The sequence below is a fragment of the Acinetobacter sp. ANC 4862 genome (genome assembly GCF_004336635.1).
Classification (GTDB): domain Bacteria; phylum Pseudomonadota; class Gammaproteobacteria; order Pseudomonadales; family Moraxellaceae; genus Acinetobacter.
In genome coordinates, this window is sequence record NZ_SJXH01000005.1 from 1 (window position 1) to 23,389 (window position 23,389).

Annotated in this window: 21 protein-coding genes and 1 pseudogene; 5 read left to right on the forward strand and 17 right to left on the reverse strand. The window is 42.7% G+C overall.

Annotated features, from left to right (window positions below; all coding sequences use genetic code 11):
• Positions 1-331 precede the first annotated feature (331 nt).
• Positions 332-2,524: a catalase/peroxidase HPI gene (gene katG / locus E0409_RS03415; protein ID WP_131287620.1), complete on the reverse strand. Its 2,193-nt coding sequence runs from the start codon at positions 2,522-2,524 to the stop codon at positions 332-334.
• A gap of 387 nt (positions 2,525-2,911) precedes the next feature.
• On the opposite strand from katG, the pseudogene E0409_RS03420 reads away from it, so the two are divergent.
• Together E0409_RS03420 and E0409_RS03425 are read left to right on the forward strand one after the other, a co-directional pair.
• Positions 2,912-3,356, forward strand: a pseudogene (locus E0409_RS03420) (thiol-disulfide oxidoreductase DCC family protein).
• Positions 3,346-3,747 carry a DoxX-like family protein gene (locus tag E0409_RS03425; protein ID WP_131287623.1) on the forward strand — a complete coding sequence of 134 codons (402 nt, stop codon included), beginning with the start codon at positions 3,346-3,348 and terminating at the stop codon, positions 3,745-3,747. Before E0409_RS03420 ends, E0409_RS03425 begins: the two are co-directional and overlap by 11 nt.
• Positions 3,748-3,752: 5 nt before the next feature.
• Here E0409_RS03425 and E0409_RS03430 read toward each other — a convergent pair whose 3' ends face one another.
• From E0409_RS03430 to hcaE, 9 genes are all read right to left on the reverse strand, one after another.
• The gene (locus tag E0409_RS03430; RefSeq protein WP_131287626.1) at positions 3,753-4,811 is read right to left on the reverse strand and encodes an MBL fold metallo-hydrolase; all 1,059 of its coding nucleotides are present in this window, start codon (positions 4,809-4,811) and stop codon (positions 3,753-3,755) included.
• Positions 4,812-4,887: 76 nt separating this feature from the next.
• Positions 4,888-5,826, reverse strand: coding sequence for a cation diffusion facilitator family transporter (locus E0409_RS03435; RefSeq protein WP_131287629.1), 939 nt, complete (start codon positions 5,824-5,826; stop codon positions 4,888-4,890).
• 287 nt (positions 5,827-6,113) lie between these two features.
• On the reverse strand, positions 6,114-7,019 hold the full coding sequence (locus tag E0409_RS03440; protein ID WP_131287632.1) for a DMT family transporter: 906 nt from the start codon (positions 7,017-7,019) through the stop codon (positions 6,114-6,116).
• 169 nt (positions 7,020-7,188) lie between these two features.
• Positions 7,189-8,415: a 3-phenylpropionate/cinnamic acid dioxygenase ferredoxin--NAD(+) reductase subunit gene (gene hcaD, locus E0409_RS03445; protein WP_131287634.1), complete on the reverse strand. Its 1,227-nt coding sequence runs from the start codon at positions 8,413-8,415 to the stop codon at positions 7,189-7,191.
• A gap of 5 nt (positions 8,416-8,420) precedes the next feature.
• Positions 8,421-9,386, reverse strand: coding sequence for a 3-carboxyethylcatechol 2,3-dioxygenase (locus E0409_RS03450; RefSeq protein ID WP_131287637.1), 966 nt, complete (start codon positions 9,384-9,386; stop codon positions 8,421-8,423).
• An 80-nt stretch (positions 9,387-9,466) separates the two neighbouring features.
• The gene (hcaB, locus tag E0409_RS03455; protein ID WP_131287640.1) at positions 9,467-10,282 is read right to left on the reverse strand and encodes a 3-phenylpropionate-dihydrodiol/cinnamic acid-dihydrodiol dehydrogenase; all 816 of its coding nucleotides are present in this window, start codon (positions 10,280-10,282) and stop codon (positions 9,467-9,469) included.
• A gap of 2 nt (positions 10,283-10,284) precedes the next feature.
• Entirely contained in the window at positions 10,285-10,611 is a 327-nt protein-coding gene (gene hcaC, locus E0409_RS03460) for a 3-phenylpropionate/cinnamic acid dioxygenase ferredoxin subunit (RefSeq protein WP_131287644.1), read from the reverse strand.
• Positions 10,611-11,129 carry a 3-phenylpropionate/cinnamic acid dioxygenase subunit beta gene (gene hcaF, locus E0409_RS03465; RefSeq protein ID WP_067722174.1) on the reverse strand — a complete coding sequence of 173 codons (519 nt, stop codon included), beginning with the start codon at positions 11,127-11,129 and terminating at the stop codon, positions 10,611-10,613. The genes hcaC and hcaF overlap by 1 nt, the downstream gene beginning before the upstream one ends.
• On the reverse strand, positions 11,126-12,493 hold the full coding sequence (gene hcaE, locus E0409_RS03470; protein WP_131287647.1) for a 3-phenylpropionate/cinnamic acid dioxygenase subunit alpha: 1,368 nt from the start codon (positions 12,491-12,493) through the stop codon (positions 11,126-11,128). The genes hcaF and hcaE overlap by 4 nt, the downstream gene beginning before the upstream one ends.
• Before the next feature lie 281 nt (positions 12,494-12,774).
• Here hcaE and hcaR point away from each other — a divergent pair, with 281 nt between their 5' ends.
• Together hcaR and E0409_RS03480 are read left to right on the forward strand one after the other, a co-directional pair.
• Positions 12,775-13,674, forward strand: coding sequence for a DNA-binding transcriptional regulator HcaR (gene hcaR, locus E0409_RS03475; RefSeq protein ID WP_131287650.1), 900 nt, complete (start codon positions 12,775-12,777; stop codon positions 13,672-13,674).
• 286 nt (positions 13,675-13,960) lie between these two features.
• Positions 13,961-14,638: a DUF1345 domain-containing protein gene (locus E0409_RS03480; protein WP_131287653.1), complete on the forward strand. Its 678-nt coding sequence runs from the start codon at positions 13,961-13,963 to the stop codon at positions 14,636-14,638.
• A gap of 75 nt (positions 14,639-14,713) precedes the next feature.
• Here E0409_RS03480 and E0409_RS03485 read toward each other — a convergent pair whose 3' ends face one another.
• From E0409_RS03485 to mhpD, 5 genes are all read right to left on the reverse strand, one after another.
• Positions 14,714-15,571, reverse strand: coding sequence for an alpha/beta fold hydrolase (locus E0409_RS03485; protein ID WP_131287656.1), 858 nt, complete (start codon positions 15,569-15,571; stop codon positions 14,714-14,716).
• A 291-nt stretch (positions 15,572-15,862) separates the two neighbouring features.
• Entirely contained in the window at positions 15,863-17,134 is a 1,272-nt protein-coding gene (locus E0409_RS03490; protein WP_131287659.1) for an OprD family outer membrane porin, read from the reverse strand.
• Positions 17,135-17,560: 426 nt separating this feature from the next.
• Positions 17,561-18,580, reverse strand: a complete 1,020-nt coding sequence (gene dmpG, locus E0409_RS03495; RefSeq protein WP_131287662.1) for a 4-hydroxy-2-oxovalerate aldolase — start codon at positions 18,578-18,580, stop codon at positions 17,561-17,563.
• 10 nt (positions 18,581-18,590) lie between these two features.
• Positions 18,591-19,505 carry an acetaldehyde dehydrogenase (acetylating) gene (locus E0409_RS03500; RefSeq protein WP_131287665.1) on the reverse strand — a complete coding sequence of 305 codons (915 nt, stop codon included), beginning with the start codon at positions 19,503-19,505 and terminating at the stop codon, positions 18,591-18,593.
• A gap of 25 nt (positions 19,506-19,530) precedes the next feature.
• Positions 19,531-20,328: a 2-keto-4-pentenoate hydratase gene (gene mhpD / locus E0409_RS03505; protein ID WP_131287668.1), complete on the reverse strand. Its 798-nt coding sequence runs from the start codon at positions 20,326-20,328 to the stop codon at positions 19,531-19,533.
• Positions 20,329-20,767: 439 nt separating this feature from the next.
• Here mhpD and E0409_RS03510 point away from each other — a divergent pair, with 439 nt between their 5' ends.
• Positions 20,768-21,163, forward strand: coding sequence for a hypothetical protein (locus E0409_RS03510; protein WP_131287672.1), 396 nt, complete (start codon positions 20,768-20,770; stop codon positions 21,161-21,163).
• A gap of 69 nt (positions 21,164-21,232) precedes the next feature.
• Here the strand turns inward: E0409_RS03510 and E0409_RS03515 are convergent, their stop codons facing one another.
• Positions 21,233-21,901, reverse strand: a complete 669-nt coding sequence (locus tag E0409_RS03515) for an HAD-IA family hydrolase (RefSeq protein ID WP_131287675.1) — start codon at positions 21,899-21,901, stop codon at positions 21,233-21,235.
• Between the two features lie 240 nt (positions 21,902-22,141).
• On the reverse strand, positions 22,142-23,113 hold the full coding sequence (locus E0409_RS03520; protein ID WP_131287678.1) for an RluA family pseudouridine synthase: 972 nt from the start codon (positions 23,111-23,113) through the stop codon (positions 22,142-22,144).
• Positions 23,114-23,389: the final 276 nt, after the last annotated feature.

Here is a 23,389-nt window from a genome sequence, read left to right on the forward strand (position 1 = left end):
AGTAGCTGAGCAGCCTGAGATTGAGTTATGCGTTGATCGCAGATTTCCTGCAAGACCGACAATCGTTTAAGTTCTTTATCCGACATAGACACCAACATATCAAACCGTCCGCTAAGGAAATCGCAAAAGTGCATATTCTAAAAGCGGACATTTTTACTTTGGAGAAACCGGACATTTCTATTTTGGGCTTACATCAATATAAGTTAAATAATATCAATGTCTTAGAATCTGTAAAAAAGCTGAGTAGCTAAAAATTCAGATTTTACATGACATTTCCACATTTTATTAAAAAACCGCCCTTTCGAGCGGTTTTTTTACATCTCAATGCAAATTATTTTTTCACATCAAAACGGTCTGCATTCATCACTTTAGTCCAAGCAGCAACAAAGTCTCTCACAAATTTTTCTTTGTTGTCATCTTGCGCATACACTTCCGCATATGAACGAAGAATCGAGTTAGAACCGAACACCAAGTCCACACGTGTTGCTGTCCACTTAGGTGCACCAGTCGCACGGTCTACGATTTGATAGTGGTTCTTGCCCACTGGCTTCCAATTGTACTTCATGTCGGTCAGGTTCACGAAGAAGTCATTACTTAACACGCCTTCTTGGTCTGTGAACACACCTTCTTTTGCACCCGCATAATTGGTACCCAGTACACGCATACCGCCAACAAGCACCGTCATTTCAGGTGCAGTCAAACCAAGCAATTGCGCACGGTCTAACAACATTTCTTCAGGCTGTACTACATAGTCGTCTTTCAACCAGTTACGGAAACCATCTGCTTTAGGTTCGAAATCGTCAAACGAATACGCATCAGTTTGCTCTTGAGTTGCATCGCCTCGTCCTGGAAGGAATGGAACCTTAATATCCACGCCCGCAGCCTGAGCCGCTTTTTCCACCGCAGCCGTACCACCGAGTACGATCAAGTCTGCAAGGCTGACTTTCTTCTCAAGACCTGCCTGAATTTCTTCAAGTTTCGCCAGCACTTTAGCCAGACGTTCAGGTTCGTTACCGACCCAGTCTTTTTGCGGTGCCAAGCGGATACGAGCACCATTCGCACCACCACGATAGTCTGAACCACGGAAAGTACGCGCGCTGTCCCAAGCGGTATTAATGAGTTCAGCAGAAGTTAAACCGCTGTTTAACAATTTCGCTTTGAGTTCGTCAATTTCAGCTTCAGACAGCACGTAGTTCACAGATGGAATCGGATCTTGCCAGATTAAATCTTCGTTCGGCACATCAGCACCCAAGTAACGGGATTTTGGTCCCATGTCACGGTGAGTCAACTTGTACCATGCACGCGCAAACACTTCAGCAAAATAAGCAGGATCATTATAGAAACGCTCAGAAATTTTGCGGTACTCAGGGTCGACCTTCAGTGCCATATCGGCATCTGTCATCATCGGGTTGCGTCGTACATTCGGGTTGTGCGCATCAACAGGCTTGTCTTCTTCTTTGATATTGACCGGTTCCCACTGGTTCGCGCCTGCCGGACTCTTGGTCAATGCCCAGTCGTAAGTGAACAAGAGATAGAAGTATTCGTTGTCCCATTTGGTTGGATGGGTGGTCCAAGCCCCTTCCAGACCACTGACCATGGTATTGCCGGCATTGCCTGTACCTTCAGGGTTATGCCAACCCAGACCTTGAAATTCAACATCTGCGCTTTCAACATTCGCACCTAAAAGTTCTGCTTTACCGTTACCATGTGCTTTACCTATGGTATGACCACCAGCGGTCAATGCCACGGTTTCTTCGTCATTCATCCCCATCCGGTCAAAAGTGACACGCATGTCTTGGGCGGTACGTAATGGATCCGGCTTGCCGTCTACACCTTCAGGGTTCACATAGATCAAGCCCATCTGCACGGCAGCAAGCGGATTGTCTAGGGTTGAACGGTCTTCATCATTTTCGTAACGGTTTTCAGTCGGTGCGAGCCATTCACGCTCTTCACCCCAGTAAATGTCTTTTTCAGGCGCCCAAATATCAGTACGACCACCACCGAAACCGAAGGTTTTCAGACCGGCTTCTTCGTAGGCCACTGTACCTGCCAAGATGATCAAATCGCCCCATGAAATTTTGTTGCCGTATTTACGTTTGATTGGCCAAAGCAGGCGACGACCTTTGTCGGTGTTGACGTTATCTGGCCAGCTGTTCAATGGTGCAAAACGCTGGTTACCGGTGTTCGCACCACCACGACCATCCTGCTTGCGGTAAGAACCCGCCAAGTGCCATGCGGTACGTACAAACATGCCAATATAGCTGCCCCAGTCTGAAGGCCACCAGTCTTGGCTGCTATTAATTAACTCACGGAGGTCTTGTTTTACTGCTTCTAAATCCAGTGAATTGAATGCCTTGGCATAATCAAAGTCCGGATCCATTGGATTGGTTTTTTTGTCGTGTTGGGAAAGAATGTCGAGATTTAGAGCGTTGGGCCACCAATTCGTATTTGAATCAGTCGCACTGCTATGTCCGCCCTGTTGATGGAATGGACATTTCCCTGTCGCTTGTGAACCGTCTGTCATGTCTAAACTCCAAATTGAATCATTAAGTGATTATTGTAATGAACCGTTAAATGTAATTTTACCTTTTCAACATAGCCTGTTTTGATGCCTAGCTAAAGCTGATTTTACAAATAGAAACCATCGTTTTCCTCTATCTAAGATATTAGGAAAAAAAGATTTTTTAAATTTAAAAAGTTACAATCGCATCTCTAAAGCTATATTTAAAGTACCTATAAAAAAAGAATTTTTTCATAGTTTGATAATAATTTTGACCAACAACAATACTGATAATCCCTCTAAAAATGACTTTACATTTTGGATTTACAATCTGATGATCAAAGCATTAAGCTGTATACAATATAGACCCATCCTAGTAATTTATAACTCAATAAAATAGCGCCTAAACCTATGCAAAATAAGATTGAGCACATCATCCAACAACATGACATTATTTTATTTGATGCAATTTGTGTCATATGCAATGGCTAGGCAAATTTTTTTAATCAAATACGATAAACATTCAAAATTTAAATTAGTGTCTGCCCAATCACCTTTAGGTGAAGAAATTCTTCAACATTACGGCATGTCTACCACACACTACACTACGATGGTGGTCATTCTTAAGGGTCAGCTTTATACAGAATCAACCGCACTGCTTAAAGTCATGCAGCATCTCGGCCTGCCATTTTCCCTGATGAATTTAGGTTATCTCGTCCCACATTTTATCCGGGATTTTCTCTACAGACGTGTAGCCTTAAATCGCTATCAGCTTTTTGGAACAACCGATTACTGCTTGCTCCCATCCGCTGAAAATAAAAGTCATTTTTTGGAGCAAGCTATTCGTGAATCATAAGCTTCTGTTAAATAAACCACTTCGACTCATTCAGATCACGCTTGCTGTTCTTTGGATTTATCAAGGGCTCGTACCAAAAATTCTATTTCAGTCCAGTGCTGAAATAGCTATTTGGCAAACAATCGGGTTAGAACTGCATTTAGCGAAAATAGCTGTTGCCCTATCGGGCATGATTGAAATTATGTTTGGCTGTACTTTTCTGATTTGGCAAAAAGCAGCCTTTATCCATCAGCTTAATATTTTGGGTCTGAGCGGATTATTACTGCTCATTATGTTTACAGATCCCTTACAGCTCACCACTGCATTTAATCCAGTAGTGATGAATATTGCCATGATCGCCCTTTCAATGATTGCTATTCAACTTTTAAATTTGAGCAAACAGCAAGCTTAAAAAAATCAAACCACCAAACGTCGCCCTTCCCGTACACAGATAAATGGCGTCATCAATTTAGAAGTATTTTTCATCGCAACTTTTAAATCCAGTTCAGGTTGCTCCCGACTTTCATCGGTCAGTTGAAAGGTTCGATAATGAATGGCAAGAGAACATTTGGAACGTAAATCCTGATGCGCCTGAAAAGCATCCTGCGGATTCAGATGCATATAACGCATCAACTCACGTGGCTCATAGGAACCAATCGGTAACAATGAAATACGCGGTGCACCCAAACGACTCTGGATCTCTTTAAAATGCGGTGAATAACCGGTATCTCCGGCAAAGAAGCAGTGATCTTGTCCAGCAAGCACTGAAAAACCACCCCACAGCGCCCGATTCTGATCACGCAAGCCGCGACCCGAGAAATGTTGTGCCGGAGTATAAATAATTTTTAAGTCATGTAATAAAGACGATTGCCACCAGTCCATTTCCAGTACATGAAAACTTTTTGGCAAATACCATGAATTGCCCAGTCCGGTATAAATCGGCATAGCAAATTTGTCATGCAACCACTGCAAAGTGGTCAGGTCCATATGGTCATAATGATTATGGCTAAGCAACACTGCATGAATGGTCGGCAACTCTTCCAAGGCAATTCCTGCGGGAATGACCCGTTTTGGACCTTTACCCTGTTTAGGACTGGCATATTCCCCCCACACCGGATCGGTGAGCAGGTTATATGGCCCGATCTGCAACAGTACAGTCGCATGCCCCACAAACCATACTTTCCAGTCGTCGATGCTGGCCTCTGGACGATCTTGTGGAATCGCCCGTTTCGCCGGAGCAGATTCAGCATGCTCATTATTATTTACATCCATCTTCCAGGTGGATGACTTACGCGTGATCAGCCATTTAAAGAGATCGGCACGTCTAGGCCCTTCAGGACGCGGCAAGCTATTCAAGAATCGCTCACCATTGTGGTGATTCGAATACATAAATTTGAATGCCGGTTGACGCCAGATATGTGACCAGCAGTCTTGGGTGGGGAGTTGAAAGTGTAATTGTTCAGTCTTCTGCTTCATGTACATTCAATTTCTTAGTCTGACCTAAATATTCAAAATCCGATATTTTGAATATTGCGCCATATATAGCACGTTTTTATTCCAAACGTCCTTTCATACGTTCCAACCACACCTGTTTTGTTTGCGGCTTAATAAACAATGCCACAATTTCAGGATGAATCTGTTTGATTTTCGCTTCAATTCTGTTGACACAGGCTTCAATGTCATCCGAACTTAAATTGTCTTCAAACTCCAGACTTAAAGATGCCACTACCTGATGTGCCCCCATCTGTTCAGTCAACACGCCATTGGCAGAGAGCACAGCTACATCTTCCTGAGCAATCAGCAAGATATTATTACGTAACTCAGGAGCCGCCGTCTCACCCAGTAATAAACCCTTGGTTTCTCGTCCCAGTAAAATAGCCGAGACTGCCAATACAATCCCAATCAGGATTGAAGCAACACCATCTAACTCTGGAATATTTAATGTGTGTGCTAAATAAATTCCGATTAAGGCAATGAACAGACCACATAAAGCTGCAGTATCTTCAAACAAAACCGTGAAGGTCGTGGGATCTTTGCTACGACGAAAAGCCTCAAAGTAACCTTCCTTGCCTTTAATTTTACGAAAGGCTTTTAAGGCCACAAACCAGGATGCCCCTTCACATAAAATTGCGATGCCTAAAACAATGTAATTTAGAGTTGGATTGAGCATTTCTTCAGGGTGACGCACATGTTGTATACCCTGATAAATAGACACCACTGCGCCTAATGCAAAAACCATCAGTGCCACAATAAATGCCCAAAAATACAGTTCACGGCCATAACCAAAGGGATGTTTTACATCTCCCGGGCGTTGCGATTTTTTCATACCATAAAGCAGTAAAATTTCATTCAGCGTATCGACAACCGAGTGAACAGCTTCACTGAGCATGGCAGAACTGTTGGTGATATAGGCTGCGATAAACTTGACCAAAGCGATGGCCAAATTACCAAGCAAAGCTGCATAGACCACCACTTTATTCGAATCAGACATGCAAGTTTGTCCCAACCGTTATTGTTATCAAATAGATTGATTTGATTTTTCTCTATATCCAATTTCATATTAACCAAACTGTCACGATAAATTCTTTACATTTTGTTGTTGTATTCTTTAGAGCACAAACCGGTTTTAAAAATTCGACAATCGTTCAAGTACATAGTCGCCAAAAATGGATATTAAAGCGAATCTTTTTTCGATTTTGCATCTCAAATTAAATAGCGAAAAAAAAAGGAAGCCGAAGCTCCCTGTTTAAATTTCAAAGTCTGGTTTTAAATCGGGTATTAAAGCTTGGAAAAATACTGCTCGCGCCATTCTTTCCAGAAATACATCACAATCCCGAACATCACCACAGCAATGCCGACAAAAGCATTCGGGCTGATATGCTCATGATTTAAGGTTGCACCCAGTACCAAAGCAATGATGGGCGTCATTACATTACTCAGTGACACAGTAGAGGCGGCCAAACGGCGAATCAGCCAGAAGTAACACAGCATTGCCACAATTGAAGACATGATCATGGTAAACACAAAACCGATGATGGTGTGCATGCCCGGCATTTGGGTCGGCATGTGCTGCCAGATAAAGGGCAATAAACACAACGAGCCTAGCGCTGAAATGATCAGTGAACCGGTGGCTTGTGACATCGGACTTAATGGTGCATTAATCTGCTTCACCCAAAAGATTGAGCTGATATAAGACACCATACTGATCAGCATCAGCACCACACCAATCGGATTGATCTCGCTGTCGGCAGAATCGGCAAAAACAAAGCTTAAACCTGAAACGGCAATCGCCATACCCAGCCATTGCAACCCGATCAGCTTTTGGGTTTTTAAAATCACATGCCCGATCAAGCCTGCAATCAACGGTGAGAAACCGAAAATCAGTGCCATCAAACCTGAAGTCAGATAATTGGCAGCTAGATAGATAAACAGCTGTGCACCAATTAAATTTAAGCTCCCCGCCAGATAACTTTTCATGGAAGTCTGGTCAAACGGCAACGGATCACGCATCAGCTTCAATAAAAACAGCGCAATAATGGATGCCCCGAAGTAACGGATAATCAGCACCCACATGGGATGAACTTCCTGCACGCTCCAGACAATCGCCAGTGGTGTAGTCGCCCAAATCAGAACCAGTAAGGCATAAATACTTGCCGTCACCGGCAATGAAGATGAAGAACTCATAAGTCTCCTAAACGAGGCCAAGAAGTTCTGGATCAGCAACTTCGGAAATAGCGTATAGCGAATTCATTCTGAGATGAAGCTTTAATTTTGGATAAATTCATCAAGTTTCGCGCATAAAAAACAGACCTGAGCAAAGCAGAGGTCTGTTCCGGATTGGGCAAACTAAAACTTAAGCAATCTTGCGTAAATCTTGTGCCAAATCTAAATGTTTTTCAGCTTCGAAAGCAGTATTTTTGCTGATCATTTTTTTCAAATGACGCATTTCTTTCGCAGCATTAACGGTAATGCCTGCAACGATTTGACCATCCGTCACACCATACATCACGAATGAATTGTCTGCGCCTTTGGCTGCATCCATTTCACCACGAACCAGCCATTGAGCCGCAGCCATATCACCGACAAACTGGAAATTGATATCCAGTTGATCCGTCCAGAACCAAGCTGGATTGGCTTTCGGATGTTCAACGCCCATCACGTGACGTGCGAAAATACCGGCTTGCAGGTTGGCATTTTCCCAAGTCTCCACACGACGGTATTGACCATCTGCGCGAAGTTGAGTTGCCACATCGCCTGCTGCATAAATGTCAGCATTTGAAGTCTGGCAGTTTTCATTGACTTTAATCGCAGAGTCAACGTCAAGACCTGCAGCCACTGCAAGCTGAGCATTTGGCACGATCCCGATACCGTAAACCACCGCATCAGCGCGAAGTTCTTCGCCACCTTCGAGGGTAACAACCACTTCTTCGCCATCAAGTCGGCAATCTGAAATCTTGGTTTCAAGACGAACATCCACACCTTTGGCACGGTGCTGTTCAAGCAAAAATTCGCTCAGGATACGTGGTGAACAACGACCCATCACCATTGGACCCTGTTCAATCACAGTCACTTGGCAATCTTTGAAACGTGCAGATGATGCAAGTTCAAGACCAATCACACCACCACCGATGAGCAAGATACGTTGACCGGCTTGAAGCACAGGAACCAGCGCTTGTGAATCTTCAAGGTTACGCAAGGTATAAACGTGTTTACCCAAAGCATCAAAGTTCGGTAAACGACGCGCTGCACCACCGGTTGCAAGCAGCAATTTGTCGTAAGCAACCACATCGCCATTTTTAAGTTCAATGCTGTGCGCTTCCGCGTTGATTTTCACCACGCCATTGCCACGAATCACTTCAACATTCAAATCAGCCAGTTTTTGTTCTGACAGAATTTCAATCTTGGTTTCCTCAGGCTTTAAAATCACATCTTTAGATAAAGGCGGACGTTCATAAGGAAGATGCGTTTCATCGCCTACCAAAATGATTTTGCCTTCGTACTTGTTGCCACGAAGTTCTAAAATGGCGCTGGCACCGGCTTGACCTGCACCTACAATAACGATGGTTTCGATGTTACTCATGTACTTTACCCTTTTAATTCTGCAGATACGATGCCGAAGCCCGCAATCCATTCACTGATTGCTTCATAGACCTGAGTCGTCATTTCGTATTCGCCCAATTCAGAGAGTGCTGCAAATGCTGCAATCCATGAACGAACTTCCTGACCACCACGGCCACCTTCACGGCGGATTTCGGCTTCAGTCATCGCTTCAATCGCTGCGAAATCGGCATTCTTGAAGGTTTCAAGCAATGCGATATCCCATTCAGCATTTAAAGGCACGGCTACAGAGGTATCCCCTGCTGCCAGTTTTTGACCGACTGCAATGACTTTCGCTTGACGTGCTGTACGTGCTTCGGGACTAGGATTACGACCACAAATCAGGAATTCTTCCACTTCAGGCGGAACAGAACCCATTTGCGGTGTTGGTGGATCATGCGAAAGACCACCCGTTCCTAAAATAAGTACACGTTCATTTTCAAGATTTAAAGATTTGATGAACTGACCAATCGCGCGACCTAAAGCCACAGTACGCTTCGTGGTTGGCATAGGCGCTGCTGCACCATTAATAAATACCGGAATCGTAGAATAACGATCAAGTTGACCCTCGCACAGGAAATGCAAAGGTTGAGTCACACCATGATCGGCCTGCATGCGGTAAGAATAGGCAACATCTACCCCTTCATCCAATACGCGACGCACAAGGGCAAGCGCAGTATCTTCAGGCACATTAATCTTGTTGTTCTCTGCACCATAATTCCAGTCGCCTGCGGCTGTGGCACGAATACCCACGCAGAAACTTGGCATTAAGTCGTAAAAGAAACCGTTAAAATGGTCGGGTCCAAAAGTAATAATTAAAGTTGGATCAAAGGCTTTGACTTCAGCTGCCATTTTCTCAAACGCGGCACGAACATTGGTTTCCTGTTCTGCACGTTGTGGCGAAGCAAATTCCATTAATGGGCTGTGTGAGGCACAAATAAGTTTAACGGCCATGTTTGACTCCTAAACGGAAGGCAGCCAAAAGGCTGCCGAGTATAGTTCTTTGTATTTAAACGCTTTAACTCTTTAAAGATTTAGTCTTCAAAGAAACCTGCACGCGGCTGACGTAAACCACGAATACCCAAACCACATTCAGCGTTAATTAAAACACCAGTCAGTGGACGGTTATTGGCACGAGACGCCAGCAATACATAAGAACCAGTCATATCTTCAGGTTCTGGTAAGAAATTCAACGGCATGCCACGGGCAATTTTCTCAGGATCACGAGCATCCAGCAGACCAAGATTTTCCTGACCTAATGACGCCGCACCTTTGATATTCACGTTCATGCCTGATGGGGCAACTGCATTGACTCGCACTTTCGGTGCAAGTTCATAAGCAAGTTCTTTCATGATGCCCACGCCCGCATGTTTAGATGCAGTGTAGACCGGACCACCACCCGCTGAATACAACGCCGAGTTAGACAATGTGAAGATGATTGAACCTTCAGATTTCACTAACTCGTCCAGCGCAGCTTTGGCACCAAGAATTAACGACTTGGTGTTAATGCCCATGATTTCATCAAAGGCTTTTTCCAGCTGCTCGCCAGAGGTATTCACGATATCAGCGTAGTGATCCCAGATGCCGGCATTACCCACGAAACAGTCAAGCTTACCAAAACGCTCAACGGTCGCTTGAACAGCACGGACATTGTCTTCATAGTTGGCAACATCACCAGCGATTGCAACAATCTTGTCACCAAAGTGTTCTTTCAAAGCATCCACTTTAGCTTGTGAACGTTGCAATACTGCAACCTGCGCACCTTCTTCAAGGAATCGCTCAACTAAAGCCCAACCCAGACCTGAACCGCCACCAGTGATAAGTGCAACTTCGCCTTCTAGCCAACCCATGATTACTCTCCTGCCATCTCTACGAACAATTGACCATCTTCAACAATCACAGGGAAAGTTTGGATTGGATCAGTTGCAGGTAGACATAAAGCTTCACCTGTTTTCAAGCAGAAACGTGCTGAATGCAATGGGCATTCAACCGTACCATCATCTTCAAGATAACCTTCAGACATAGAAGCATTACCATGTGAACAACGGTCATTCATGGCGAAGAACTCTCCGCCATTGTTGAACACTGCCAGTGCTTCAATACCGTTTACGCCGCAATCTACTTTTAGCGCTTCGCCTTCGTCCAATTCATCAACTTGACAAACAAAAATCTTATTCATTAGAAGAATACACTCAGGTTGTGTGAGTTATAGGTCACTTGATCTAACGTAATTTTACGGTTGAAAATCTGGAAGCCCAAATCACTTTCAACTTTACGGATCTTGTCGTGACGCTTACCACAGTAAATCGTTACGTCTTTCTCTTTTTGCGTACGGTATAACAAATACGTTACGTACACATCGTATTCGCCTTCAACTTCAGTTGGCTCGACAATCACGTTGCTCACCATGTGAGTAGTACGTGATGGAGGCTCTTCCGCCCAAGCCATACCGGTTTCAAGACGCGCAACACGACGTTCTAAAAGATCTTTGGTGTCGTTGAATACCCAAGTCGTCGGTGGTTCAACTGAACGGCGACGGTCACGGGTTTGTGCATTTGGCGTGGTACGTAGCGTATAAGAAATATCTTCTGCCAACATATCCAGCCAATCACGGAATTTCCAGTCGTCTAGTGCTTTTCCTTCGCGATAGAGAAACTGACTAATTTGATGATGAAGTTCTAAACTGATCTGACTCATTTCATTAGCTCCTTCTCGTATTCGTCAGCTGCTTTTTCTACGTCTTCCCATTTTTCATGGATCAACAAATCTGCCCAACGGCGGTACATACCACGTGCTGCAGTTTCAGAGAAAATGTAGTTGGTAATCCCTGGAATACCATCTTCACGTTTTTTCTCGTTACCCAAGCCCATTTCCATAATGAGTGGGTTATTACGTGCTTTATAACCACGTAAAACTTTTTGGATTTCAATCCAGTTCTCAGAGTCATCTTGCTCTAGGAAACCGGCAGGACCAAAGGCACGCGTTGCAGAACGTTCAAATGCTTCTTTCACTTCTTGCGAAGCTTCGGCATCGGCAATACAGAATGCCCACACTTCAGTTTTGTTTGGACCACGTGGGTGCCATACGCGAAGTGTTGCAGTACCGTTCAACCAAGACAATGTTGGGAACATGGTGTTGTGACCTGCAAGACGCAGTGCACGAACTTCACCTAGACGCTCTTTCACTTCCTCAAAAGTTTCACGGAAGTAGTTGGCAACTTCACCGTCTACCCAAACGTTAGCGTCTGGTTTTTCTGTAAAGAAGAAGCCTGAACCATGACCGCGTGAACCATACTGGATCGCGTCTTTAGCCGTTTCCCAAACTGGACGAGCGGTTTGAGCAGCACCTAATTTCTTGGTCGATTCGTCATCTGGTTTCGCACCCAAAACCTGGATCGCAGATGCATGAGAGAACAATGCGTGATATTGGTCAGATGCAAACTGTTCAGCTGCAAATTTCCAGTTACACTCGATTTCCCACTTGTGCACACCACCGATGATTTCAGTACCACCTGGACGACGGTCTAATACACCATCAAGATACCAAGCGATGTCACCCATGTATTCGATTAAATCTGGTGTGGTTTCATCCCAACAAGCAAAGATTAAGCCTTTGTAAGACTCAACACGGTTCACTTCAACCAGACCCCATTTTTCTTTGCATGCGCCTTGCGGGAAAGCACGCTCTTCAAGCGGGATGTCTTTCAATGAACCGTCAATACCGTAAGACCAGCCGTGGTATGGGCAAGTGAATGCACGCGTATTACCACAGTCTGCGAAGCTCACACGCATAGAGCGGTGACGGCACTGGTTTAAAAATGCTTTGATTGAGCCGTCTTTTTGACGTGCCACAATAATTGGATCTTCACCCATGTAGGTATTGAAGAAGTCACCAGCCTTAGGAATTTGGCTCTCATGGCAAAGGAACAACCAGGTACGACCGAAGACACGTTCAAGTTCTAATTCGTATAGATCTGGATCTGTATAGATCGACGGTGAGATACGTCCATTTTGTGCATCGACTAAAGCGTCGATTTCGCGCACATCAATTTTTCCACTCATGAAAAGCTCTCCTGTGACCAGTAACGGCACAAAGTAAATAGACTCAACTTTTAGTGGATAATGGTTTTATAGTGACTTTTAGTGAAATATTTTTTTTGTTTCAATTAAGATATTTTATGGATTATTAGTAGCGTTATTTCCTATATTAAAATCGTCATGAAAAATGCAAGACCATTTATTTTCTAAATGGCAGAATCATCTTCACGGAATAGTTGTTTATAGATTATACTTCCTCCAAATTATAGTAAGACATTTTTTGGATTACTCATTGGACTGGTTATATGGAATTACGACATCTTCGATATTTTATCACCGTTGCAGAAGAACTGAACTTTAGTAAAGCTGCGTTAAAGCTTTATACCGCCCAACCTTCTTTAAGTCAGCAAATCAAAGACCTTGAAGAAGATGTAGGCGTACAACTGCTCTATCGTACCAAACGGAAAGTTGAACTCACGGAAGAAGGCGCGGTATTTCTAGAACAAGCCCGTTTGACGCTGGCACAGGCAGACAAAGCCATTGCCATGGCACGTCAGGTCTCGCAAGCCAAACAGCAAATGCTGCGGATTGGTTTTGTACCTGTAGCGGAAATGAAAATTTTTCCCTATGTACTACCGAATTTACGGGTGCAAAACCCGGATTTAAAAATTGAATTGCTCAGTCTAAACAACAATGAGCAGATGAAACTATTGAAGAAAGGTGAACTGGATGTCACGTTTACCCGACACAATTCCAATAGTGATGAAATAGAAAGTTTATTTGTTTTACGTGAACCACTTATCTTTATTTTGCCAGAAAACCATCCTTTGGCGAAGTATGAGCGCATTCCAGTTAAGGCATTGAATGGGATCGATTTTATTATTCCTGCGGCTGAACAGTCTTTAACGCTACACAATGCGATTCTGGATTTTGCCAAAGCCAATGGAATTGAATTCAACATTGTACAAAAAGCAGACAACATCTTGTTTAACATCAACTCTGTAGGAATGGGACTGGGTTGTACCATTTTGCCGGGTTATGTTGCCCCATTGACCACCAGTAATTCTGTCATTCGTACGCTAGATGTTGAGCTTCCTTACCTCGACCTCTATGTGAGTTACCACAAAAACAGTAGCTCTGTCGCTGTGCAGAAATTTATTGAATTACTGACCCGAGTGTTTTACCTGAATATCAATCGCGATTGATCAATTTTTTATACATTCACTTTTTCAATTGAGCGCACCATTATTTTTCTGATAAATAATGGTGTCTTTTTTTGCACCATTTTGATTATTTTTCTATCACATTAGACTGAAGTCTTATAAAAATTCACCATTTTAAAGCCCCTCATTATGGGAAATAACGTATAACCTTTCTTTCACTCATTTATAAAAATATCTCATAATTAGAAAATTACAACTTAAGTCTAATAAGCCCAGCACAACCTTTTTAAAATATTTGTAAAAAATAAAGACCAATATAGGGAAGATTATGCAAATAGACCCGCTGCATCGTATAAAAGTAGGTGTTCGATACCATCCTTATTTCTTTTTTACTTTCCCTGCCATCGCTATTTTCTATTATATTTTGCACTGGCTGAGCTCATGGGGTTGGTCTACCTGTCTTTTAATCAGCTGGAATATCGCAATTTATGGCTATTTATTGTTAACCCTAAAGCAATTATGGCATACAGAACATACAAATATTTTGCAACGAGCACGGCAACAAGATGCCAGTAAATGGCTGATTTTACTCCTAGTGATCATGACTTTAATCATGTGTTTTATTGCCATCGTTATTGAAATTAATCATTTACCCGCAGATACCGCCATTCGAACAGGTCACTTAGTTTTATCCATTCTCACCATTAGTTCTGCCTGGTTTTTTATGCATACCATCTTTGCGATTCATTATGCCCATGACTTTTATCTGGCCTTAGAAAAACATAAAGATGGCGGACTGGATTTTCCCAAGTCACCACAGCCGACCTATCCTGACTTTTTGTATTTCAGTTATGTGGTAGGAACTTCAGCGCAAACAGCGGATGTCTCGATTACCACCCAATCCATGCGGGTATTAAATACTTTACACTTGCTGTTGGCGTATGGATTTAACACCACTATTTTGGCCATCAGTATCAATGTCACAGCTAACTTTATTAGCACTTAATTGTTAGGACTTAATTAAAGGCATAAAAAAAGGATGACTGTCGTCATCCTTTTTCATTTCATTTATACAGCGTGATTAAACACCACGAGCTGTTAAATAATTTTTAATTACAGTATTAAATTCTTCAGATTTTTCAACTTGAGACCAGTGACCACATTGGCTGAAAATGTGTGCATCAGCATGCGGAACAATGTTCAAGATATCCCATGAACGAGATACAGGAATTACCACATCTTGTACGCCATGAATCAACAGTACAGGAACGTTGATTTCTTTCATTTTTTCGAAATCAAGCGGAAATTCGAAACGGTCACGGTCACGTGCGCCAACCACGTCCATTAGACGGTCAGACGCGTAATCATTTTTTGCAGAATCAAAACGTACTTTAACCAGTTCATCAGTGATCAAGTCTTTGTTCACCACGAACATAGAAAGGGTTTTTTTGATCCCCTCTTCGGTAAGCACTGGATTTGCATGCGCTTTAAGTGCAGCAGTCTGTTTAGCACCGCCAGTACCCATAGACACTATCCCCAAAACACGTTCAGGGTAATCAAGTGCCATCTGGAATGCTAACCAGCCACCCAAAGAGTTACCAACTAACCAGGTTTTTTCAATGCCAAGTGCATCTAAAGTACGAACCGCATGATCAACCCAAGCGCGGATACCGTAAGCAGTACCCGGCGCAACCACACTTTGACCATAACCGATAGTGTCAATTGCGATACAACGCGCTTGCTCACCAATTTGTGGCAAGTTTAACCACCAGTTTGCAGCAGCAGATACGCCTGTACCTGAACCGTGTAAAAATAGAATAGGTGTACCTTCACCAATTTCGTGGTAATGCGTCAACTCGCCTTCAGCGGTTTCAATCCATTTGTCTTCTAAGCCAAAGAATGGATCTGTTTGATAGTCAGGGATTTGAACAGTGCTCATATTGATTCCTCTTACAGTCTTTCGCTTGCGTGTCCCTCTATTACAAGAATTCGACGTCAAGTTGACTCATTAAAATGACTTTTTACATCTTTATATTAACCGTTCAAGACCTGCAAACTGATACAAATTTACGATCAAACCCTATAAAAAAACGATTATTTATGTCTTTGTTTTTATGCAATTAAAATAAAATCATACCCATAATTTGCTTAAGGTATTTCAAGCCAAAATATTGTGAACTCAAAAAAAAAGAGCGACTGCTCAGCAGTCGCTCTTTTTTCATGCAATGATTTAGAACTTATAGGTATAGGTGGTTGCTACACGATATTCCTTAAGGTCAGATTTATAATCGAAGTCAGCATCGATATACATCGCTTGGAAGCCTAAACCTTTCAACTTACCTTCAGGTACTGTGTAATTCAGGATTAAGTTAAGCTCATCCGAATCCTGGTTTTTCTTGCTATTTGCTTCAGCATCAAAGCCCATCATGTATACCGCAGTTGCATTTAAGCCTTTTGCACCCAATTCAGAGAAGTCATAACCATAAGTTAAGCCTACGGATTTCTCATCAATCGCAGTGAAAGTCGCAACACCCCAGTTTACAAGATAAGGTTGTGGCACCCAGCCGCCCAATGTCGGGAAAGCACTGTCACCAAACATTTGCTGATAGCCCAACCCGACTGTGTGTGCGCCGTAATTAACTTTTGCGCCAACAGATAATGCCTGGTTATCAATTGGACCATACAGCTTGTTGCCCGAATCCGAGTTATCGAAGTAACGGATATGGCTGTCTAATTTGGCTTTTTCACCTAATGTAGTTTTGTAATTCGCACCTAAATAATGCTGCTGATAGATGTCTTTTACATCTGCATACCAGTAGCTTGCACCAATCTCTTTGTTGAATTGATGATCTACACCCGCAATCCACATACCATCAGATGCTGGACCATTATCAAAATGCCCCATTTTATTATTTGGCAGTTGTTTATTTGGTGCAGTAAATAAAGTCAAATCACGGAACTGGTTGTCATAGCGGTTATTGATCTTATCAATATAAGCCAAAGTCAGTTTGGTGTCTTTAATCTCTTTAGACTCTAACCATGCACCGCTAAAAGTCGTCAGCAACTGACGCGATGGATCGAAGACCAGCACTGGAGATACCGGTAATAATTCACCGACTTTCAATTCAGTTTGTGAAACCTTGGCTTTTAAAGTCGCGCCCACTTTACCGAAGCTGTCTTTTGACTCTTTACCATCATGCGGCAACACGAAGTCGGCATTTTTATCACGACCATTCAATTTAAATGCGTGCTGTACCAAAAGGTCTGCACCCACTTGAATGCCGCCACCAATATCCTGATAACCCGATTTTGCATCCAGGGTAATGCCTTGAGACCATGAACCCCAGTTTTTATCTGGTGTTGCTGCAATCTGACGATCAAGATAGAAATTTTTGAATTTTAATTGGACTTGGCTATCGTCGATAAATTCTGCATTCGTTGCAGTTGTACCTAGTGTTGCAGCAGCAACACAGATTGCTATCCATAGTGTTTGACGACGCATGGCTCATTCCCAGTGATCAAATTAAGCTATGACACCATCATGCTCAACAATGCAGCCAAAAAAAATCAGACCAGAGTATTAAGATTAAGCGCATTCATCCGGCTTTTTTATGTTTTAAGATTCGCCATCAACGATTGTTAAGAACTTTAAGCAATAAGATATTTTTCCCTAAATTTATTTCATTATTCTTAAAGCCTTGTTCCCGTGTTTATTTTTAAGAAAATATCAGCTTTTGGGCGTTAAATTTTTCTTATTAATCGTTTTTAGGTTTAAGCAGTTTTTAAAGTATCTTAAATAATTGATTATTTTAATATATTTTATATATTTTATGATATTTTTTATCTATAAATAACAATGTTTAGCCATAAAAAAAGCACCCTCAACGGGGTGCTTCTTAGAACTTAATTTAAAAGAAAAATTTTAAATTTAAGCTTGAGCTTCTTTGGCTTTAGACATGGTCAATGCCAAGTCTTCAATCATGTCTTCCTGACCGCCAACCGTACCACGGCGACCCAATTCCATCAGAATTTCACGAGCAGAAACACCATATTTCGCTTCAGCACGTTTAGCAAACAACAGGAATGATGAGTAAACACCTGCATAACCTAAAGTTGCTGCATCACGGTCTGCACGAATTGGTTGCTGCATCATTGGAACAATCAGTTCTTCAGCAATATCCTGAACTTTGAACAAGTCCACACCTGTTTCCATTTGCATACGGTTAGCAACCGCAACAAACAATTCAAGTGGCGTATTACCTGCGCCTGCACCTAAACCAGCAGAAGCCAAATCGACACGGGTTGCACCCGCTTGAACCGCTGACACAGAATTCGCAACGCCCATACCCAAGTTATGGTGACCATGGAAACCGATTTCGATGTCTGAAGCCAAGTTGGCACGTAAAATACCCACACGGTCAGTTACGTCTTGCGGAAGCATATAACCCGCAGAGTCAGTAACATAGATACAGTTTGCACCGTATGACACCATTTTTTGAGCTTCTTCCAAAAGTTTTTCTGGAGTCGCCATGTGAGCCATCATTAAGAAGCCCACAGTGTCCATGCCAAGTTTACGCGCAGCAGTAATATGCTGTTCAGAAACGTCCGCTTCTGTAGAGTGGGTTGCAACACGAATGGTTGCTACACCTACATCGTGAGCCATTTTCAAATGGTCAACCGTACCAATACCCGGAATTAAAAGCGCAGATACTTTGGCTTGTTTAAGCTTTGGAATAACCGCTGTTAAATATTCTTCATCCGTTGCAGCTGCAAAACCGTAGTTCACAGAGTTACCGCCTAAGCCGTCACCATGTGTTACTTCGATTAAAGGTACACCAGCATCATCAAGTGCAGTTGCAATCGCAACCATTTGCTCTGGTGTAGTTTGATGGCGCATTGGGTGCATACCATCACGTAACGTCATATCATTAATAATAATTTTTGACATGGTCTGCTCCTTAAGCTTCTGCTTCAGCTTGCGCTGCTTGGTTAGCAATGAGACGTTCTGCAAACATTTCTGCAGTACGTGCAGCAGCTGCAGTCATAATGTCCAGGTTACCGGCATATTTAGGCAAGTAATCACCCAAACCTTCCACTTCCAAGAACATCGAAACACGGTTGCCGTCAAATACTGGACCATTTACAAGTTTGTAACCTGGTACATATTTTTGAACTTCTTTAATCATGGCATGCACAGATGCGGTGATTGCAGCTTGATCAGGTTCACCTTCAACAAGACAGTGTACAGTGTCACGCATCATTAATGGTGGCTCTGCAGGGTTGATGATGATGATGGCTTTACCTTGTTTCGCGCCACCCACTTGCTCAATTGCACCCGCAGTGGTACGTGTAAATTCATCAATGTTTTTACGTGTACCTGGACCAACCGATTTCGTTGATACAGTTGCGATGATTTCACCGTAGTTCACAGCTTGAACACGTGAAATCGCTGCCACCATAGGAATAGTTGCCTGACCGCCACATGTCACCATGTTGACGTTCGGCAATTCACCTTGTTCAAGCAAAGCTTCCAGATTTACTGGCGGTACGCAGAATGGACCAATCGCTGCAGGCGTCAAGTCAATCATTTGTACGCCAAGTTCATTCAACTTGCGGCTGTTTTCAGCATGGACATATGCAGACGTTGCATCAAAAGCAATTTGAATATTGTCTGCTAAAACATGTGGCAATAAACCGTCTACACCCTCAGCAGTAGTTTTGATACCCATTTTCGCTGCACGCGCCAAACCTTCAGAAGTTGGGTCAATCCCCACCATCCATACAGGTTCTAAAACTTCACTACGTTGAAGTTTGTAAAGCAAATCTGTACCGATATTACCCGGACCGATTAATGCACATTTAATCTTTTTCATTAACGTACTCTCTTAAAATACAGACTTATTCAGCAGCAAATGCAGCAACAACAGAACCAAAGCCTTCAATTTCAACTTTAAATTGATCACCTGGGTGTGCAACAACCATTGGACCTAATGCACCGGTCAATACGATGTCACCCGCCAACAGTGGACGACCACGACGAACCATTTCATCCGCCAGCCAAACAGCAGCGTTGAGTGGATTTGCAAGGCAGGCTTTACCTACACCTTGAGAGACCACTTCTTCACCACGAGTCATGGTCATTTTGCAGTTCACCAAATCCAGGTTTTCAAGTTTCACCGGACGCGAACCCAAAACAAAAGCCGCTGAAGATGCATTATCGGCAACGGTATCAATCAGTGAGATTTTCCAGTTTTCGATACGGCTATCCACCACTTCTACCGCGGGCAAGGCATATTCAGTCGCACTGATAATGTCGGCATAGGTATGATGTTCTTTGGTAAGATCTTTATTGATGACTAATGCGATTTCTGCTTCAACTTTAGGCTGAATCAAGAGACCTGCCGGGATTGCTTCGCCATCACCATACGACATGTCGGCAAACAACATTCCGAAGTCAGGCTGATCTACACCGAGTTGAGCTTGTACAACTTTTGAAGTCAAACCGATTTTGCGGCCGACTAAACGACGTCCTTCGCTTAGGGCACGTTGGGTATTTACTTCTTGAACTGCGTAGGCAATATCTACATCCGCACTTTCACCACCCAGTTGCGGGCGAATCGGTGCAATCGCAGTTTGTGACAACTCAGCTTCTCTAAGCGCTAAGGCGACTGATTCAACAACAGCAGAATTCGACATCAATGTTTCCTTAAACTGCAAAAAATTGGACTTATACCGTGATCGATGGAAATGGAATGAACAATCAGAAAAATTCTATGCAAATGATCAAACCCATCAGCAAATGGGTGCTGCCCATCTTGGGAAAACGTGTATATGTATAAACTGATTTAGAATCTGAAAAATGCGCTTTTTATGCCAATACTTATTTTATTTTTTACAATAGCTATTACCTATAAAAGGAATTCTACTTTTTTGAGTGATACAAAGCACTTAGCCTAGATATTGCATGATATCCGAGTCAGCAGCTCTGCAATGCAGGTGATTCATTTTAACAATCAATCCCGCCTACGACTAAAAGATGAGAGTATCGCTCTATTTTGAGTAAAAACGACATATTCATTGCTCAATCAACATGATATTTTTAAATAATTAAAAACAAGGACTTAAAATATTAGCAATGAAAATCAGGACACTGTTATTAACGGCTTTACTCACCACTTTATGTCATACAGCCTTTGCACAAGATTATCAAAACCAACTCAAAAACAAATATTTAATTTTAAATGGCGCAAGTTGTGCGGGACTAAAATTTAATCCTCAAGCGACCGCTGCGGCCTGGCAAAATGAAATGGAATGTAGTCGTGGCTACTCCAATACCGATACGTGGCGTATTAGCTGGATTACACCAGAGATTTTTATGATGACTGAAGTCATTCGTCCCAATGAAATTTCACCGCCGCGTAATGATCTTTATAAAATTATGAGTATCCAAAATAAAACCGTCACTGTGGTCAATTACTGGACCGGTTGGGGTAACCACAAACCTGATGTGCAAAAATTTAGAATTCAATAAGTCAATTTAGAATTTAATACGTATAAAAAAGGGTGATTTCAAATCACCCTTTTGAGCATCCGATGGATCTTAAACCGCTTGTTTTAAATTCACCTGATTTAAGAGCACCTGATGCAGACTAGCGACATCCTCAGCAATGGCAAGCGGATTATATTGGGCCAGCGTTTCAGGTGTATGCACCCCATAACTCACCCCAATACGTGGCATAGCAATGTTCTGTGCCATTTCCAAGTCATAGGATGTATCACCGACCATAATCGCATTTTCAGCATTGGCGCCGGTAATGTGTAAAATTTCTGCCAGCATCAGCGGATCAGGTTTAGATTTGGTTTCACTCGCGGCACGGGTCACAACAAAAAGCGCATGACTCTGGGTTTGACTTAACACACGGTCTAAACCTTTACGGCTTTTCCCTGTGGCAACCGCAAGTTTCACACCCTGCTGCGTTAGATCATTCAACAATTCCGCCACACCCTCAAACCATGCATCACCTTTCGAGTTTTCAACATAGTGAGTCGCATAACATTGCAAAATATCAGCATGCAATTCAGGTACATCTGGAAATAACACTTGCGCGACTTCCGGTAGACCTAAACCAATGATGCTTTTCGCAGCTTCATGCGTTAAGGGTTGCTGAAATTGTGTGGCAGCAAATTTTAGGCTGTCAACAATCTGACCGACTGAATCAAATAAAGTGCCATCCCAATCGAAAATGACAAGTTCTACCGCTTTTTTCATGAATTAATCCAATATTTGATTCAACGCAAAACCTAGCATTTATCATTAAATCTCTCGGCCTACCTCTTTACCCACGAAAGAGGAATAAAATTTTCAGAGAAAATTCAAAACAGATATCTACTATGCAATGGCGACATGAATGTCGCCATTGCATATCGTTTTCACATCATAAATTTTTTTAATTACTCTTGGATGACGGGACTACTCATCGAATACTCCCGCTGCTTGAGAGAAGAAAATTCAGTCTTGGTCACGATCCGTTAAAACCGGTTCTTTATCTTTCTTCTGTGCACGTAACTGTGCCACCAGACTCTGCATGTCTTCAGGCAATGGCGCTTCAATGGTTTCATAACCCGGAATTTCCAGACGCAGTGCATGCAAACATAAACGACGTGCTTTCGGACCTTTGTATGCAGTTTCATGACCATATTTTTCATCACCAATTAAAGGATGACCAATACTTAAACCGTGTACACGAATCTGATGGGTACGACCTGAAAGCGGCGATGCATAGACAAGCGTTGCATGCATAAAGCGCTCAGCCACATTCCACTGCGTTTTAGACTCTTTACCTTCTTTAGAAACGCATACACGACGCTCGCCATTGGCAAGCTCATAACGGTGTAAAGGTGCATCAATCAGTTGACGATCGATCACGACATTGCCTTTCACAATCGCCGCATAGGTTTTTTTAATTTTGTGTTCACGCAGTAAATCTTGCAGGGTTTTTAAAGTACTGCGTTTTTTACTGATCATCACCAGGCCGGAAGTATCACGGTCAATACGATGGATCAGTTCCAGATATTTCTTGCCGGTTGCTGCGCGCAAGCCTTCAATCAGACCATACGCCACGCCACTACCGCCATGCACGGCAATACCTGAAGGTTTATTCACCACCATCAGGCCTTCATCTTCATAAACCACACGGCTGAGCAGGCTTTGAGCCACTTTGTCCGATACCGGTACCGGCGTTTCATCTTTAGGCTCATAACGAATTGGCGCAACGCGAATTTGGTCGCCAATTGCCAGTTTCGTTTCCGCTTTGATACGCTTTTTATTGACCCGAACTTGTCCTTCACGCATCAAACGATAAATACGACTTTTAGGCACGCCTTTAAGCCGGGAAAATAAAAAATTATCGATGCGTTGGCCTGATTGATGCTCGTCCACTTCAAACCAAGTGACACTTTGCCATTCTTGCGTAGAATTCATACAGTTACTATGACCCAAAAAAATACTAAAATTGATTAAAAACTGATCACTTAGGCTATGCTTTACACAAGAAACATAAGCTTAACCCATAGGCAGATGATGCAAGGTTTGATATAGTCAGCACACGGATACCACTGTTAGTGTGAAAAAATTTAATCACTTCAATATTTTTGAAGCTCAATATTAAATTTCACCATTCACATTAAATACGGAAAGGTCCCTAAAGAATATGCCGACGCCGAAGGCTTATTATATCGGCAAAAAAGCAAACTGTTG

What these genes read in the sequence shown, in the direction of transcription:
- katG (WP_131287620.1), bottom strand. Translation starts at nt 2,524, where the DNA reads ATGACAGACGGTTCACAAGCGACAGGGAAATGTCCATTCCATCAACAG.
- E0409_RS03430 (WP_131287626.1), bottom strand. Translation starts at nt 4,811, where the DNA reads ATGAAGCAGAAGACTGAACAATTACACTTTCAACTCCCCACCCAAGAC.
- E0409_RS03435 (WP_131287629.1), bottom strand. Translation starts at nt 5,826, where the DNA reads ATGTCTGATTCGAATAAAGTGGTGGTCTATGCAGCTTTGCTTGGTAAT.
- E0409_RS03440 (WP_131287632.1), bottom strand. Translation starts at nt 7,019, where the DNA reads ATGAGTTCTTCATCTTCATTGCCGGTGACGGCAAGTATTTATGCCTTA.
- hcaD (WP_131287634.1), bottom strand. Translation starts at nt 8,415, where the DNA reads ATGAGTAACATCGAAACCATCGTTATTGTAGGTGCAGGTCAAGCCGGT.
- E0409_RS03450 (WP_131287637.1), bottom strand. Translation starts at nt 9,386, where the DNA reads ATGGCCGTTAAACTTATTTGTGCCTCACACAGCCCATTAATGGAATTT.
- hcaB (WP_131287640.1), bottom strand. Translation starts at nt 10,282, where the DNA reads ATGGGTTGGCTAGAAGGCGAAGTTGCACTTATCACTGGTGGCGGTTCA.
- hcaC (WP_131287644.1), bottom strand. Translation starts at nt 10,611, where the DNA reads ATGAATAAGATTTTTGTTTGTCAAGTTGATGAATTGGACGAAGGCGAA.
- hcaF (WP_067722174.1), bottom strand. Translation starts at nt 11,129, where the DNA reads ATGAGTCAGATCAGTTTAGAACTTCATCATCAAATTAGTCAGTTTCTC.
- hcaE (WP_131287647.1), bottom strand. Translation starts at nt 12,493, where the DNA reads ATGAGTGGAAAAATTGATGTGCGCGAAATCGACGCTTTAGTCGATGCA.
- hcaR (WP_131287650.1), top strand. Translation starts at nt 12,775, where the DNA reads ATGGAATTACGACATCTTCGATATTTTATCACCGTTGCAGAAGAACTG.
- E0409_RS03480 (WP_131287653.1), top strand. Translation starts at nt 13,961, where the DNA reads ATGCAAATAGACCCGCTGCATCGTATAAAAGTAGGTGTTCGATACCAT.
- E0409_RS03485 (WP_131287656.1), bottom strand. Translation starts at nt 15,571, where the DNA reads ATGAGCACTGTTCAAATCCCTGACTATCAAACAGATCCATTCTTTGGC.
- E0409_RS03490 (WP_131287659.1), bottom strand. Translation starts at nt 17,134, where the DNA reads ATGCGTCGTCAAACACTATGGATAGCAATCTGTGTTGCTGCTGCAACA.
- dmpG (WP_131287662.1), bottom strand. Translation starts at nt 18,580, where the DNA reads ATGTCAAAAATTATTATTAATGATATGACGTTACGTGATGGTATGCAC.
- E0409_RS03500 (WP_131287665.1), bottom strand. Translation starts at nt 19,505, where the DNA reads ATGAAAAAGATTAAATGTGCATTAATCGGTCCGGGTAATATCGGTACA.
- mhpD (WP_131287668.1), bottom strand. Translation starts at nt 20,328, where the DNA reads ATGTCGAATTCTGCTGTTGTTGAATCAGTCGCCTTAGCGCTTAGAGAA.
- E0409_RS03510 (WP_131287672.1), top strand. Translation starts at nt 20,768, where the DNA reads ATGAAAATCAGGACACTGTTATTAACGGCTTTACTCACCACTTTATGT.
- E0409_RS03515 (WP_131287675.1), bottom strand. Translation starts at nt 21,901, where the DNA reads ATGAAAAAAGCGGTAGAACTTGTCATTTTCGATTGGGATGGCACTTTA.
- E0409_RS03520 (WP_131287678.1), bottom strand. Translation starts at nt 23,113, where the DNA reads ATGAATTCTACGCAAGAATGGCAAAGTGTCACTTGGTTTGAAGTGGAC.